This window comes from Pseudomonas sp. Sample_23 (genome assembly GCF_004307595.1).
GTDB classification, from domain to species: Bacteria; Pseudomonadota; Gammaproteobacteria; order Pseudomonadales; family Pseudomonadaceae; genus Aquipseudomonas; species Aquipseudomonas atacamensis.
In genome coordinates this window covers 1-14,992 of sequence record NZ_RCNX01000019.1, presented here as the reverse complement: position 1 = coordinate 14,992, position 14,992 = coordinate 1, and the positions used below count along the sequence as shown (strand labels likewise).

Annotated in this window: 12 protein-coding genes; all 12 read right to left on the bottom strand. The window is 61.8% G+C overall.

What is annotated here, in order from left to right; genetic code table 11:
• On the bottom strand, nucleotides 1-863 hold an 863-nt coding region (locus tag D8U82_RS04090; protein ID WP_130901706.1), incomplete at its 3' end, for an alpha/beta hydrolase.
• A gap of 152 nt (nucleotides 864-1,015) precedes the next feature.
• A complete protein-coding gene (locus D8U82_RS04085; RefSeq protein ID WP_166554750.1) occupies nucleotides 1,016-2,266 on the bottom strand; it encodes a flavohemoglobin expression-modulating QEGLA motif protein in 1,251 nt (416 codons plus the stop codon).
• A gap of 221 nt (nucleotides 2,267-2,487) precedes the next feature.
• Nucleotides 2,488-3,201, bottom strand: a complete 714-nt coding sequence (locus D8U82_RS04080; RefSeq protein WP_016771505.1) for a TetR family transcriptional regulator — start codon at nucleotides 3,199-3,201, stop codon at nucleotides 2,488-2,490.
• A gap of 105 nt (nucleotides 3,202-3,306) precedes the next feature.
• Nucleotides 3,307-4,809 (bottom strand): lysine--tRNA ligase, encoded by a 1,503-nt coding sequence (lysS, locus tag D8U82_RS04075; protein WP_024011743.1) that lies wholly within the window; start codon nucleotides 4,807-4,809, stop codon nucleotides 3,307-3,309.
• Between the two features lie 79 nt (nucleotides 4,810-4,888).
• A protein-coding gene (gene prfB, locus D8U82_RS04070; RefSeq protein WP_099758102.1) for a peptide chain release factor 2 occupies nucleotides 4,889-5,984 on the bottom strand; the annotation gives its coding sequence in 2 pieces (ribosomal slippage) (nucleotides 4,889-5,911 and nucleotides 5,913-5,984; 1,095 coding nt in all).
• A 307-nt stretch (nucleotides 5,985-6,291) separates the two neighbouring features.
• Nucleotides 6,292-7,293 (bottom strand): PleD family two-component system response regulator, encoded by a 1,002-nt coding sequence (locus D8U82_RS04065; RefSeq protein WP_024011741.1) that lies wholly within the window; start codon nucleotides 7,291-7,293, stop codon nucleotides 6,292-6,294.
• 48 nt (nucleotides 7,294-7,341) lie between these two features.
• Nucleotides 7,342-8,352 (bottom strand): chemotaxis response regulator protein-glutamate methylesterase, encoded by a 1,011-nt coding sequence (locus D8U82_RS04060; RefSeq protein ID WP_130901698.1) that lies wholly within the window; start codon nucleotides 8,350-8,352, stop codon nucleotides 7,342-7,344.
• Complete coding sequence (locus tag D8U82_RS04055; RefSeq protein ID WP_130901697.1) at nucleotides 8,349-10,619, bottom strand: hybrid sensor histidine kinase/response regulator; 2,271 nt, start codon at nucleotides 10,617-10,619, stop codon at nucleotides 8,349-8,351. Before D8U82_RS04055 ends, D8U82_RS04060 begins: the two co-directional genes overlap by 4 nt.
• Nucleotides 10,616-11,299 (bottom strand): chemotaxis protein CheW, encoded by a 684-nt coding sequence (locus D8U82_RS04050; RefSeq protein ID WP_130901696.1) that lies wholly within the window; start codon nucleotides 11,297-11,299, stop codon nucleotides 10,616-10,618. Before D8U82_RS04050 ends, D8U82_RS04055 begins: the two co-directional genes overlap by 4 nt.
• Entirely contained in the window at nucleotides 11,296-12,567 is a 1,272-nt protein-coding gene (locus D8U82_RS04045; RefSeq protein ID WP_130901695.1) for a protein-glutamate O-methyltransferase CheR, read from the bottom strand. The genes D8U82_RS04050 and D8U82_RS04045 overlap by 4 nt, the downstream gene beginning before the upstream one ends.
• Nucleotides 12,564-13,100 carry a chemotaxis protein CheW gene (locus D8U82_RS04040; RefSeq protein WP_016771511.1) on the bottom strand — a complete coding sequence of 179 codons (537 nt, stop codon included), beginning with the start codon at nucleotides 13,098-13,100 and terminating at the stop codon, nucleotides 12,564-12,566. The genes D8U82_RS04045 and D8U82_RS04040 overlap by 4 nt, the downstream gene beginning before the upstream one ends.
• Entirely contained in the window at nucleotides 13,100-14,722 is a 1,623-nt protein-coding gene (locus D8U82_RS04035) for a methyl-accepting chemotaxis protein (protein WP_076566055.1), read from the bottom strand. Before D8U82_RS04035 ends, D8U82_RS04040 begins: the two co-directional genes overlap by 1 nt.
• Between the last annotated feature and the right edge of the window lie 270 nt (nucleotides 14,723-14,992).

The window sequence follows — 14,992 nt, the reverse complement described above, 5'->3', positions numbered from 1 at the left end:
TTGGGGATTTCGCCGAGGCGGCGCAGGCCGTCGAAGTGTTCGGGGTCGTCGAGATAGCGCAGCATGACCTGACGCCACACCGGGTCGCCGAAGGTCTGCACATGACCACCACGGGTCAGTTGCAACACACGCGGCGGCGGCGCTGCCTGATACAGGCGAATGCCGTTGGCCATCGGCACCAGCGGATCGTCGATGCTATGGAAGATCAGCTTCGGCACGCCGGTCAGCTGCGCCATCGAGTTGATTGCGCTGTCGCCGTCCGGCACCAGCCACGACAGCGGCACTTGCAATGGCCAGGTCAGCCACGAAGTGCTGAGGGCGAATTGGCCGACGCTGCGATAACTGGCCGGCACGCCATCCAGCACCAGGGCCTTGAGTTGTTTTTGCCGCTCCGGGTGCTGCGCCAGCCAATGCACCGACATCGCGCCGCCCAGACTCTGCCCGAGCAGCACCAGCGGTTTGCCTTTGACCTCGGGCGCGTTGTCGAGCCAGGCGAACGCGGCGTCGATGTCCTGGTAGATCGCCGGCAGGCTCGGCTTGCCTTCGGACAAACCGTAGCCGCGATAGTCGACCAACAAGACCTGATAGCCGTTCTTCGGCAACCACCAGCTGCCGCCCAGATGCATCGGCAGATTGCCGCCGTTGCCGTGCAGATGCAGGACCGTGCCTTTGACCTCGACGCCAGGTTTGGCCGGCAGCCACCAGGCGTTGAGTTTCAAGCCATCAGCGGTGAGCAGGGTGACGGTGCGGTATTCGAGTTTGGCTTTGTCCGGGGTGAAGATCTGGCCCGGTTCCGGGTAGAACAGTAGCGAACTGCAACCACCGAGGGTCAAGAGCAGGCAAAGGATGCCGAGGATTCTCATCCGGTGAAACCTCGCAAAGAAGAGAACTGAACACAAATCAAACCTGTGGGAGCGAGCCTGCTCGCGAAAGCGGTGTATCAGCCGACATCAATGTTGAAGGTGAAATCGCATTCGCGAGCAGGCTCGCTCCCACAAGGGGTTCGGTGCTGGGTCTAGAGGATATTGGAGTAATCCGCCTCAATCCGGTCCAGGCTCAAATGGTTGAGGAAGTTGGAGAAACACATCCACGCCGACAACGCATTCAAGTCACGGAACTGATCCGGCAGATACTTCGGCGGCACCACCAGGCCTTCATCCACCAGTTGGCGCAAGGTCCGCATGTCTTCCAGTGTGGTCTTGCCACAGAACAACAACGGAATCTGCTCGAGCTTGCCCTTGCGCACGGCCAACTGAATGTAGTTGTAAACCATGATGAAGCCCTTGAGGTAGGACAAGTCTTTGGTGAATGGCAGACCGGTCGGCGTCGAGCCACGGAAAACCCGGCTGGCGTTGCCGTAGCTTTCGGCCATCTCGAAACCCTGCTCGCGGAAGAATTCGTAGATCTGCAAAAAGTCGGCGCCCTCTTCCACCATATGAATCGCACGGGTGCGGTTGGTCAGTTTGCGCAGGCGACTCGGGTAAGAGGCGAAGGTGATGATTTCCATCAGGATCGCCAGGCCTTCCTGGGTCACCGTCGACGAGGGCGGGCCTTTCGACAGGAACGTGCAGATCGGCTGATTCAAGCCATTGAGTGTGGTGCCGACGTGCACCAGGCCTTCGTGGACTTCCAATGCACGGACGTCGCGGTCGTTGAACAGCGCGTCGGTGCGGATCTTGATGTAGTCAGCGCCTGCGGCGGCGTCGGCGACGATGCCGTCGGACTCGAACACGCGAATGGTTTCTTCGGCCTCACCGAATACCTTGTTCAGTCGGGTCTGCAGCAGGTGCACTGCGTCTTTGGCGGTGAGGATTTTCGGCTCGTCCTTCAGATCGCCGCGTCCGTCGATGTTGTTCAGGTAGTCGGACATCATCAGGCCGAGGTCGGCCAATGTCGGGTCACCGGCGTGGAAGGCATCGGACGCCGCGCCGTACAGCTCCTGCGAGATCAGGCCGAAGTCCTCGGTGCCGCGCGCTTCGAGCATGCGCACCACCATGCGGTATTCCTTGCACATGCGCCGCATGATCTGCCCGACCGGGTTGAACTGGCCGAGCTGGCGGGTGATGTCGCGCTCGATGTTCTGGAATTCCAGTTTGACCTGGCTCGAATCGAACGACAGCGGGCGGTTGAGGTAGTAGTCGCGATCCACCGCCGGCATTTCCTTGCCCTTGGCCTTGAGGAAGCCCTTGCGCACGTTGTCGTCCCACTTGACCGCATCGAGCACGCGGATCGGCGTCTGCGCCAGCACAATGCGATCGGACAACATGCGTATCGTCTGCTGGTAATCGTCCACCCGAAACTCCTGTAGAAAACGTGACGTGCTGAAACTCAGACTTTTGATCGTTCCCACGCTCTGCGTGGGAATGTCGCCCGGGACGCGCCGCGTCCCTTTTTGCTGCGTGACGCAGAGCGTCACAGGATGCATTCCCACGCGGAGCGAGGGAACGATCATCAACGGCTCGCTCCCACAGGGTGTAGCGTGAAACGCTAGACCGACGCCAGCACCAGGTGCATATACCGCGTCAGAATCCCGAGCATGTCCTCTTCGGCCAGAGGCTCGGCGTCGTTGAGCAGGCCCTGATATTCCATCCGGCCGATAATCGCCGTCAACACCTTGGCATCCTGCTGCGGTTCGCGCGAGCCCAGTACCTGGAACAACTGGCAGGTGCCCTGCAGCAGAATCTGCTGATGCGAGCGCACCAGAATGGCCAGACGCGGGTTGAGCAGCGCTTCCTGGCGGAACGCCTGCTCGGCCATCAGATGCTCGCGCCGATTGATCAATTGCCGGTGCACGTAATCGGCCATCAGCCGCGCGATGTCATCGGCCAGTTGCGAGCGCGACTCCGGGCTGCCGTCGGCGCTGACCACCATTTCGCGCAACAGACCCTCGTTATTGATCCACAACTTGGCCATGTACGCCGCGCTGCGTTCAACGTATTGGGCGAAGGTATCGGTGAGCAGGTCATCGATGTCCTTGAAGTAATACGTGGTCGCCGACAGCGGCACGCCGGCCTCCGCCGCGACCGCACGATGGCGCACGGCACGCACGCCGTCGCGCACGACAATGCGCATCGCGGCGTCGAGAATGTCCTGGCGACGCTGCTCACTGCCCTGTCGGCTGGCCTTGCGGCCCTGGTACTGAACACTTTCAGCGACCGCAGTGGCGATACCCGCTGCACCTTCTTGAGCTAATGCACCCATCACGACAGCACTTCCTCTACTAATGCCAAATTAACCAATTGATACATTTGTACCAGACAGGCAATAAAAAGCCGCCTGTTTTAGGCGGCTTTTTAACTGAAACGTTTACGCTTGCGGTCGCATGTGCGGGAACAGGATCACATCGCGGATCGACGGCGAGTTGGTCAGCAACATCACCAGACGATCGATGCCGATACCTTCGCCGGCGGTTGGCGGCATGCCGTACTCCAGCGCACGGACGAAGTCGGCGTCGTAGTGCATGGCTTCATCGTCGCCGGCGTCCTTGTCGGCCACCTGCGCCATGAAGCGCTCGGCCTGGTCTTCGGCGTCGTTCAACTCGGAGTAGGCGTTGGCGATTTCACGACCACCAATGAACAGCTCGAAGCGGTCGGTGACGTTCGGGTTCTCGTCGTTACGACGGGCCAGCGGCGACACTTCGAACGGGTACTGAGTGATGAAGTGCGGCTGCTCCAGCTTGTGCTCGACCAGTTCTTCGAAAATCATCACCTGCAATTTGCCCAGACCTTCGAAGCCCAGCACCTTGGCGCCGGCCTTCTTGGCGATGGCGCGAGCCTTGTCGATGTCGTTCAGATCATCGGCAGTCAGCTCAGGGTTGTACTTGAGGATCGAGTCGAACACCGACAGACGCACGAACGGCTCGCCGAAGTGGAACACTTTGTCGCCGTACGGCACGTCGGTGCTGCCCAGCACCAGCTGCGCCAGCTCGCGGAACAGTTCTTCGGTCAGGTCCATGTTGTCTTCGTAATCGGCGTACGCCTGATAGAACTCCAACATGGTGAATTCAGGATTGTGACGAGTCGAAACGCCTTCGTTACGGAAGTTGCGGTTGATCTCGAAGACTTTCTCGAAACCACCGACCACCAGACGCTTCAGATACAGCTCAGGGGCGATACGCAGGAACATTTCCATGTCCAGCGCGTTGTGGTGGGTTTCGAACGGCTTGGCTGCAGCGCCGCCGGGAATGGTCTGCAGCATCGGCGTTTCGACTTCGAGGAAGTCGCGCTTCATCAGGAAGCTGCGGATGTGCGCGATCACTTGCGAACGCACGCGGAAGGTCTGGCGCACGTCTTCGTTGACGATCAGGTCGACGTAGCGCTGGCGGTAGCGCTGTTCGGTGTCGGTCAGGCCGTGGTGCTTGTCCGGCAGCGGGCGCAGCGACTTGGTCAGCAGGCGCACGTTGGTCATTTCAACGTACAGGTCGCCTTTGCCGGAACGCGCCAGGGTGCCTTCGGCGGCAATGATGTCGCCCATGTCCCAGGTTTTCACCGCGGCCAGGGTTTCTTCGGACAGTGTCTTGCGGTTGACGTAGACCTGAATGCGCCCGGTCATGTCCTGGATCACCATGAACGAGCCACGGTTGAGCATGATGCGACCGGCAACCTTGACCGGGATTGCAGCCTCTGCCAGCTCTTCCTTGGTCTTGTCCGCGTACTGTTTCTGCAAGGCATCGCAGTAGTTGTCGCGGCGGAAGTCGTTCGGGAAGGCATTGCCCTTGGCGCGCTCGGCAGCAAGCTTTTCCTTGCGCAGGGCGATCAGGGAGTTTTCTTCCTGTTGCAGGGCTTGCGGGTCGAGTTGTAGGTCGCTCATGTCTTTAAGTATTCCATCAGGTTCGTTGCCCCCAGCCTTCGGCTGGGGATCGCGGGCGAGCCCGCTCCCACAGAGGGTGTTACAGGCCGGATTTCAGGCTCGCTTCCAGGTACTCATCGATGTCGCCATCGAGCACCTTGTCGCAGTCGCTGCGTTCGATGTTGGTACGCAGATCCTTGATCCGCGAGGCATCGAGCACATAAGAGCGGATCTGGTGACCCCAGCCGATATCGGACTTGGTGTCTTCCAGCGCCTGCGAGGCCGCATTGCGCTTCTGCATTTCCTGCTCGTACAACTTGGCCCGCAGCATTTTCATCGCGGTGTCCTTGTTGGCGTGCTGGGAACGCTCGTTCTGGCAGCTGACCACGGTGTTGGTCGGTACGTGGGTGATACGTACGGCCGAGTCGGTGGTGTTTACGTGCTGACCACCGGCACCAGAGGAACGATAGGTGTCGATCCGCAGGTCTGCCGGGTTGATTTCGATTTCCACCTTGTCATCGATCTCTGGCGAGACGAAAACCGCGGAAAACGAGGTGTGACGACGGTTGCCGGAGTCGAACGGGCTCTTGCGCACCAGACGGTGCACGCCGATCTCGGTACGCAGCCAGCCAAAGGCGTATTCGCCCTTGATGTGCACAGTCGCGCCCTTGATCCCGGCGACTTCACCGGCGGACAGTTCCATGATGGTCGCGTCGAAACCGCGTTTGTCGGCCCAGCGCAGGTACATGCGCAGCAGGATGTTGGCCCAGTCCTGCGCTTCGGTACCGCCGGAACCGGCCTGGATGTCCAGGTAGGCGTTGTTCGGGTCCATTTCATGGCTGAACATGCGGCGGAATTCCAGCTTGGCCAGATTTTCCTCGAGACGGGCCAGCTCGGCGACGACATCGCCCACTGCGCCTTCGTCGTTTTCTTCGACGGCCATGTCCAGCAGGTCGCGGCAATCGGCCAGACCGCCGTTCAGTTCGTCGAGGGTGTCGACGATCTGCGCCAGCGCGGCACGCTCGCGGCCCAGCTCCTGGGCGTATTCAGGTTTGTTCCAGACACTCGGATCTTCAAGCTCGCGGTTGACCTCGGTCAGACGCTCATGCTTTTGATCGTAGTCAAAGATACCCCCGAATAGTTTCGGAGCGCTCGGACAGGTCCTTGATGGTGTTCAGGATCGGGTTGATTTCCATGACGGGCAGCACTCGTTGGCGAACTTTTGAAAGCCGGCGAGTATAACGTAAACAGGCTGTCGCGGCAGCCCGTCTGGCGGTGAATGGGCCGAGATTGCTGCCCTCACCCTAGCCCTCTCCCGGAGGGAGAGGGGACCGATCGGGGATATTTGAAAAATACGCCGAAATAGAATGGCTTCGCCGAATCCGTGATCGCCAAGCCTGAAGATCCACAATCGCTGCGATCTCTCAGGTCGATGTCTGGCCCGAGACACCTCGGTCGGCCCCCTCTCCCTCCGGGAGAGGGCTGGGGTGAGGGCATCGGCCGTTACTCGATCCCGACCTGATTGCGCCCATTGTTCTTGGCCAGATACAACCCGCGATCCGCCGCCGAAATCAGCAGCCGGCAATCACTGCCCGCCTGCGGCACCATGGTCGCCAGACCGATGCTGATGGTCAGACTGGAACCCTCGGCCGGCGTGTTGTGCGGAATTTTCAGCGCCGCCACAGTCTGGCGCAGTTTTTCGGCCAACAGCCGCGCGCCGCCCGGCGAAGTGTTTGGCAGGACCAGCACAAACTCCTCGCCGCCATAACGCGCCGGCAGGTCCGATGGCCGCGAGCTGGCGTCACGGATGGCTGCGGCGACCTTGCGCAACGCTTCATCGCCTTCAACGTGGCCAAAACTGTCGTTGTAAGATTTGAAGTAATCGACGTCGATCATCAGTAACGACAGCTGCGTCTGATCACGCAGCGAACGGCGCCACTCCAGTTCCAGGTACTCGTCGAAGTGCCGGCGGTTGGACAGCCCGGTCAGGCCATCGGAATTCATCAGCCGTTGCAGCACCAGATTGGTGTCGAGCAATTGCTGCTGGCTGACCCGCAACGCACGGTACGCGGCGTCGCGCTGGAGCAATGTCATGTAGGAACGCGAGTGGTAGCGGATCCGCGCGACCAGTTCGATGGTATCCGGCAGTTTCACCAGGTAATCGTTGGCGCCAGCGGAAAACGCCGCGCTCTTGATCAGCGGGTCTTCCTTGGTCGAGAGGACGATGATCGGGATGTCCTTGGTCGCCGGGTGATTGCGGTATTCGCGCACCAGGCTCAGGCCATCGAGGCCGGGCATCACCAGGTCCTGGAGGATCACCGTCGGCTTGATCCGCACCGCCTGGGCGATGGCCTGCTGCGGGTCGGAGCAGAAGTGGAAGTCGATGTTTTCCTGATTCGACAGCCCACGGCGCACCGCTTCGCCGATCATCGCCTGATCATCCACCAACAACACCATGGCGGCGTTTTCGTCGGTTTTAATGTCGTCGATCTGTAAATCATTCATGAGCGGTCACCTGAGTACTGCGGGGGCCTGGATTGCCGATCAACCTGTTCATTTGGGGAAAATCTCCAGCAATCGTGGCGCTATCTTTTCCAGCGGGCGGATTTCCACCGCGGCATCAATCGCCGCGGCAGCCTTGGGCATGCCGTACACCGCACTGCTGTGCTGATCCTGCGCAATGGTCAAATAACCCTGCTGGCGCATGAGCTTAAGCCCTTGCGCGCCATCGCGCCCCATCCCGGTCAATAAAACCCCGACCGCGTCACCGTTCCAGTAACTGGCGACGCTCTCGAAAAACACGTCAATCGAGGGGCGATAGATCTCGTTGACCGGTTCGGCGGTGTAGGCCAGCGTGCCGTTTTTCAACAGGCGAATATGGTGATTGGTCCCGGCCAGCAGCACCGCACCACTTTGCGGCGGCTCGCCTTCACGGGCCAGACGCACATCGAGGCCGCTGGCGCTGGCCAGCCATTCGGCCATGCCGGCGGCGAACACCTGATCGACATGCTGCACCAGCACGATCGCGGCGGAAAAATCCTTCGGCAGGCCTTTGAGCAGCACTTCCAGCGCCGCCGGCCCACCGGCAGACGAACCGATCGCCACCAGCCGCTGACGTGACGGCGAACTGCGCGGCGTACTCGGCGCCGGGCGCGCACGTGGCGCCTTGTCGCCGATCAGCCAGCCGATGTTGAGGATCTTGCGCAACAACGGCGCCGCCGCTTCCTGGGCATTGCCGGCGCCGATCGCCGGCGTGTCGACCACGTCCAGCGCGCCGTGACCCATGGCCTCGAACACGCGATGCACGTTCTGTTGACGATCCACGGTGACGATGACAATCGCGCACGGCGTCTCGGCCATGATCCGCCGCGTGGCTTCGACGCCGTCCATGATCGGCATGATCAGATCCATCAGAATCAGATCTGGTGTGCACTCGGCGCAGCGTTGCACCGCCTCGGCACCGTTGCTGGCGACCCAGATCACCTGATGCGCCGGCTCGAAGGCCAACGCTCGGCGCAGAGCCTCCACCGCCAGGGGCATGTCGTTGACGATTGCGATCCTCATGTCCGCGCTCCTCCGATGAGCTCGACCACTGCATCGAGCAGGGCGTCGTCATGAAAACTGGCTTTGGCCAGATAATAGTCGGCGCCGGCATCCAGTCCACGGCGGCGGTCTTCTTCGCGGTCCTTGTACGACACGACCATCACCGGCAGCGATTGCAGACGGTTGTCGCGGCGCAGCAGCGTGACCAGCTCGATGCCGTCCATGCGCGGCATGTCGATGTCGGTGATCAGCAGATCGAAGTTCTCCGAGCGCAGCGCATTCCAGCCATCCATGCCGTCCACTGCGACCGCGACGTCGTAGCCACGATTAAGCAGCAGTTTGCGTTGCAGCTCGCGCACGGTCAGCGAATCGTCGACCACCAAGACTCGTTTGCGCGCCGCTTCGGCAGCTTGATTGCCGTGGCGGGCAATGCGCTCCAGGCGCCCGGTGTTGAGCAGCTTGTCCACCGAACGCAGCATGTCTTCGACATCGACGATCAGCACCACCGAGCCATCATCGAGCAAGGCCCCGGCGGAGATGTCCTGAACCTTGCCCAGACGCTCGTCCAGCGGCAACACCACCAGCGTGCGTTCCCCCACGAAGCGCTCGACCGCCACCCCGTAAATCGCCTCGCGCTCGCGGATCACCACGACTTTCAGGGTAGCGCCATCGTTCTGACTGGCCGGGCGATTGAGCAACTGGCTGGCCGCGACCAGCCCGACATGCTGGCCTTCGTGCCAGAAATGCTGGCGTCCTTCGACCTGCACAATGTCTTCCGGCGCCAAGTCGCACATGCGTTCGATGTGCGCCAGCGGGAACGCGTAAGCCTCTTCACCGACTTCCACCACCAGACTGCGCACCACCGAAAGCGTCAGCGGCACCTCCAGATGGAAACGGCTGCCCTCGCCCGCCGTCTGCTCCAGCACCACGGCCCCACGCAATTGGCGAACCATGTGTTGAACAGCATCCAGGCCGACGCCACGCCCGGACACTTCGGTAACCTTGTCGCGCAGGCTGAAGCCCGGCAGAAACAGGAACGTCAGCAGTTCTTCTTCGCTCAATTGCGCTGCGGTTTCGGCTGGGGATAACTGCCGTTCGACGATGCTGCGGCGGACTTTCTCCAGATCGACGCCATTGCCGTCATCGCTCAATTCCAGCACCAGCAAACCGGCTTGGTGGGAAGCGCGCAAGCGGATCAGGCCCTCTTCCGGCTTGCCGTTGAGCAGGCGTTGTTCCGGGGATTCGATGCCGTGATCGACGGCGTTGCGCAGCAGATGAGTCAGCGGTGCTTCAAGCTTTTCCAGCACGTCGCGATCGACCTGGGTTTTCTCACCTTCGATCTCCAGGCGCACTTGTTTGCCAAGGCTGCGCCCGAGGTCGCGAACCATGCGCGCCTGCCCGCTCAACACGTCGGCGAACGGGCGCATGCGACAGGCCAGCGCGGTGTCATAGAGCACTTGCGCGCGCTGACTGGCCTGCCAGGCGAATTCGTCGAGTTCGGCGTTTTTCTCGCTGAGCAGTTGCTGCGACTCGGCGAGCAAACGTCGCGCATCTTCCAGCGACTCGAGCGCTTCCAGGCTCAGCGCATGCTCCTTCAGGTGCACATTGAGATTTTCCAGCGCGCGCAGGCCGTTGTTCTGCATGCGCTTGAGACGCTGCATGGTCGCCAGATGCGGCTTGAGACGCTGGGTTTCCACCAGTGATTTGCTCGACAGATCGAGCAGGCTGTTCAGGCGTTCGGCAGTGACGCGCAAGACGCGCTCGCCGCCCTCGGTGGTGCGTTTGTTTTTGCGCGGGGTCGGCTCGGCGGGCTCGTCCATGATCGGCGCTGTCGCTGTTGGCGCGGGCTCGATCTGCAACTCGGCCATCGTCGGCGTGGCAACCACAGCGGCTGGCGCCGACGGATCGAGCAGACGCCCCATCAGCGCCACGTAGGCTTCAATGTCCGCAGGTTGCGGCGCATTGGCCGGCGTGGCGATGCGCATCAGCAGATCGGTGCCCTGCAACAACGCGTCGATGTGCTCGGGACGCAGCAACAAACGCCCTTCCTGGGCGCTGACCAGGCAATCTTCCATGACGTGGGCGACGCTGACGCCGCTGTCGATACCAACGATCCGCGCCGCACCTTTGAGCGAGTGCGCCGCGCGCATGCACGATTCCAGTTGATCGGCCTGGGTCGGATTGCGCTCCAGCGCCAGCAGCCCGGCGCTGAGCACTTGGGTCTGGGCTTCGGCTTCGAGGCTGAACAGTTCGAGCAGGGAGGCGTCGCGCATTTGCTCGGGGGTCATGTCAGGCTCCGGGTCACGGCGGACAACAGCTGTTCTTCGTCCAGCCAGCGCAGGCTGCGACCGCGATATTGCAGAACGCCACGGGTGTACTTGGCACTGGCCTGCGCACCGGACTGTGAAGCAGCATCGAGGATGCGTTCGTCGATGGCATGAATGCCGTCGACCTCGTCCACCGGCACCACCACCGGCCCGCCATGGGCAGCGATGATCAGCATGCGCGGCATGACTCGCCCGCCGCTGGCCGGCGCAACGCTGCCGTCGAGGTCGAGCAATTCCACCAGCGACAGGCACGCGACCAAGGCGCCACGGACATTGGCCACGCCGAGCAAGGCCCGCGAGCGCTGGTGCGGCAGCGAATGTATCGCCTGCAACGGCGCAACTTCGACAAGCGTGCGCGTGGCCAGTCCGAGCCATTCCTCGCCGAGGCGGAACATCAGCAGCGAGCGGGTCTTGACGTCGATTTCGACTTTGCTGACCACCGCTTCGCGCTGGTCCTGCTGCAACGAATAGCGGTCGAGCAGGCGCGTGGCGGCGGCGGAATACACCGAGCAGTTGCGGCAATGAATGTGCTCTTCCAGCAACGGGCAGGACTTGTCGCCATGAATGCCGATGCGGTTCCAGCAATCGTCGATGGCGCGGGCGTCTTCGTGGGTAACGTTGAAGGTGTCGGACGCGCTCATCGTTTACGCTCACTGTCGGCGGTGCGCCCGCTGCGGGCGGCGCGCTCCTGCAATCGTCGGGCACCCGCCGTGTCGCCCTGAGCCTGTAGCAACGCGGCCAGGTGCATCAGCGCTTCGGGGTGTTGCGGTTCAAGGTACAAGGCCTTGCGATAAAAACCCTGGGCCTCGAGGCTCAAGCCGGCAACATCGCTGAGCAGCCCGAGCCAGTAGAACACCTGCGCCACCGGCTCATGGCTGCGCAGATAGTGTTCGCACGCGGCACGGGCCTCGGCGCTTTTGCCTTCGTTGGCCAGTGCAGCGATTTGCGCCAGCAGCGTCGCGGCGTCGGGGTTGGCAGTTTTTTTCGTCACCGGCAAAGCCGTCACGGCAGCGGACGGCCGATTGCGCACTGGCGCTGGCGGCGCGCTGCGCAATGGCTGGCTGACCGGCACGGCGACCGGTTTCGGCGTCGGCAGCGGTTCGGGGTGCGGCTCGCTATGACGGCTGAAAGCGAACGACTGCGGGATGCCGATCGAGCGCATGCCCAAACGCCCGAGCAGACTGCCCTCCGCCGGGCCGATAAACAGCACACCGTCGACGTGGGTCAGGCGCTTGAGCACTTCGAACACCTGCTTTTGCGTCGGCTGGTCGAAGTAGATCAGCAGGTTGCGGCAGAACACGAAATCGAAGGCTGGCTCGCTCGCCAACAGCGTCGGATCGAGGACATTGCCGACCTGCCAGCGCACCTGTTCGCGAACGTATTCGTTGACCCGGTGGCCGTCCTGCTCAGGCATGAAATGCCGATCGCGAAATTGCAGATCCTGCCCGCGAAACGAGTTCTTGCCGTAAACAGCACGGCGCGCCTTGTCCACCGACAACGGGCTGATGTCCATGCCATCGACCTTGAACTGATGCGGTTTGAGCCCGGCATCGAGCAGGGCCATGGCGATCGAATAGGGTTCTTCGCCGGTCGAGCACGGCAGACTGAGGATGCGCAACGCGCGCATGTTGTTCAGCTCGGCGAGACGCTGACGGGCCAGTTTGCCCAAGGTGGCGAAGGATTCCGGGTAACGGAAAAACCATGTTTCCGGAACGATCACCGCTTCGATCAGTGCCTGCTGTTCATCCCGCGAGCCTTGCAACAGCTGCCAGTATTCGTCGGCGTGGGCGGCCTGGGACAGCGTGGTGCGCTGGCGCACGGCACGCTCGATGATCGCCGCGCCCACCGAAGCGACATCGAGGCCGATGCGTTCCTTGAGGAAATCGAAAAAGCGCTGATCACCACTCATGGCTGCGCCTCTAACTGCGCCGGATCACGCGGCGGATCGGGGAACAGCAAACCGCGCACGGCGTCATCGAGCAAGTCATTGACCCGCACCCATTGCAGCAATCCCTGCGCATCTTCGCGCACCGGGCCGAGGTATGGCGCCTCGCGGTTATCGAGGCCGTAGGGCTGGAAATCTTGCGGATGACAGCGCAGCGTGTCGGTGGCCTGCTCGAGAATCAGCCCGAGCCATTGCGCTGCTTGCGCTTGATCCGGCTGATAATTGACCAGCACCAGCCGCGTGCTGGTGCGCGCCTCGGCGGGCCGGCCAAAAGTCAGCGCACTGAGGTCGATCACCGGCACCACCGCCCCGCGATAGGCGAACACCCCGGCCACCCAGTGCGGCGCCCGGGCAATCGGCTTCAACGGCAGGCGCGGCAGCACTTCGGCCACTTCGGTGGCGCGCAGGGCGTAGCGTTCGCTGCCGATGCGAAACAGCAGAAACAGCGCCTGCTTCGCCACTGGCGCACTGCCCCGTTTGGCGATGATTTCGCTCATCAGACTTTGAATCGCGAAACGCCGCTGCGCAGGCCGACGGCCACCTGGCTCAGTTCGTCGATGGCGAAACTGGCCTGACGCAGCGATTCGACGGTCTGGCTGCTGGCATCGCCCAACTGCACCAGCGCATGGTTGATCTGTTCGGCGCCAGTGGCCTGGGCCTGCATGCCTTCGTTGACCATCAGCACGCGCGGCGCCAGTGCCTGCACCTGATGGATGATCTGCGACAGCTGCTCGCCGACCTGCTGCACTTCCGACATGCCGCGGCGTACTTCTTCGGAAAACTTGTCCATGCCCATCACCCCGGCCGACACCGCCGACTGGATCTCGCGGACCATCTGTTCAATGTCGTACGTGGCCACGGCGGTCTGATCGGCCAGACGCCGGACTTCGGTGGCGACTACGGCAAACCCGCGACCGTACTCGCCAGCCTTCTCGGCTTCGATCGCTGCGTTGAGCGACAGCAGGTTGGTCTGGTCGGCCACCTTGACGATGGTCACCACCACCTGATTGATGTTGCCGGCCTTCTCGTTGAGGATCGCCAGTTTGGCGTTGACCAGATCCGCCGCGCCCATGACCGAGTGCATAGTGTCTTCCATGCGCGCCAGGCCTTGCTGGCCGGAGCCGGCGAGCACCGAGGCCTGATCGGCAGCGGTGGACACTTCTGTCATGGTGCGCACCAGATCCCGCGAAGTCGCGGCGATCTCACGGGAGGTTGCGCCGATTTCGGTGGTGGTCGCTGCGGTTTCGGTGGCGGTGGCCTGTTGCTGCTTGGAAGTGGCGGCGATCTCGGTCACCGAGGTGGTCACCTGCACCGAAGAGCGCTGGGCCTGGGACACCAGCGAGGTCAGCTCGGTCATCATGTCGTTGAAGCCGGTTTCGACCGCGCCGAACTCGTCCTTGCGATCAAGGTTCAGGCGCGAACTGAGATCGCCGGTGCGCATGATGTCGAGGATAGTCACGATGCGATTCATCGGCGCCATGATCGCGCGCATCAGCAGCAGACCACAGAGGCCGGCGGCCAGCACCGCAACCAGCAGGGAAATGACCATGCTGACTTTGGCCGTTGCCACCGCGTCGTCGATATTGGCCATGGCGTTATCAGCGACGACTTTGTTCTCGCCAATGATGTCGTTGAGCTTCATGCGTCCGGTGTACCACGCCGGGGTCAGCTTCTCGTTGAACAGCTTGATGGCATCGGCTTCCAGATTGCGCTTGTGCAGGTCCAGCACGGCATCCTGAATCTGCATGTAGGTATCGTGGTACTTCTCGAACAGGGCGAATTCGGAACGGTCTTCATCGGTGGCCATGGTCTTGCGATAGCTGGCCATATGTTCTTGCAGACGCGCCTCGAACGCCTTGTAGTCGGCAGCGTCTTCACTGGAAACGCCCTGGCCTTCCTTGAGGCCGAGCAGTTTTTGGGTCTGCAAATAACTGTCGACCCAAGCGCCGCGAATCATCGAGCTGTAATAGACGCCGGGGATGGCATCGTCGCGCACGCTGTTTTCACTGGCCTCGATCTTCAACAACCGCGAGTAGGACAGCACCACCATCAACAGCATGATGGCGATAATCACCGCAAAGCTCGCCAAAATGCGTTGACGCAACGTCCAGTTCTTCACAGTGAATCCTCGTGCCTGATCGAAATGCGGGGAGTATAGCCGAGCGCGGTGTTTCATTTATAAGACGCTTTCGCTGGCAGCACTGTCCCTGTGGGAGCGAGCCTGCTCGCGAAGGCAACACCGCAGTCCCAGCAAATACCCAACTGCGCAAGAAGTTGCGCAGTAGCCCGTAATATTTCAGGGCCTGAATCCCCTGTAGCTCAAGCGGCGCAAGGCCTGCAGCCAAGTGCGCAAGAAGTTGCGCAGTACTGCGCAACTTCTTGCGCACTT

What these genes read in the sequence shown, in the direction of transcription:
- D8U82_RS04085 (WP_166554750.1), bottom strand. Translation starts at nt 2,266, where the DNA reads ATGTTGTCCGATCGCATTGTGCTGGCGCAGACGCCGATCCGCGTGCTC.
- D8U82_RS04080 (WP_016771505.1), bottom strand. Translation starts at nt 3,201, where the DNA reads ATGGGTGCATTAGCTCAAGAAGGTGCAGCGGGTATCGCCACTGCGGTC.
- lysS (WP_024011743.1), bottom strand. Translation starts at nt 4,809, where the DNA reads ATGAGCGACCTACAACTCGACCCGCAAGCCCTGCAACAGGAAGAAAAC.
- D8U82_RS04065 (WP_024011741.1), bottom strand. Translation starts at nt 7,293, where the DNA reads ATGAATGATTTACAGATCGACGACATTAAAACCGACGAAAACGCCGCC.
- D8U82_RS04060 (WP_130901698.1), bottom strand. Translation starts at nt 8,352, where the DNA reads ATGAGGATCGCAATCGTCAACGACATGCCCCTGGCGGTGGAGGCTCTG.
- D8U82_RS04055 (WP_130901697.1), bottom strand. Translation starts at nt 10,619, where the DNA reads ATGACCCCCGAGCAAATGCGCGACGCCTCCCTGCTCGAACTGTTCAGC.
- D8U82_RS04050 (WP_130901696.1), bottom strand. Translation starts at nt 11,299, where the DNA reads ATGAGCGCGTCCGACACCTTCAACGTTACCCACGAAGACGCCCGCGCC.
- D8U82_RS04045 (WP_130901695.1), bottom strand. Translation starts at nt 12,567, where the DNA reads ATGAGTGGTGATCAGCGCTTTTTCGATTTCCTCAAGGAACGCATCGGC.
- D8U82_RS04040 (WP_016771511.1), bottom strand. Translation starts at nt 13,100, where the DNA reads ATGAGCGAAATCATCGCCAAACGGGGCAGTGCGCCAGTGGCGAAGCAG.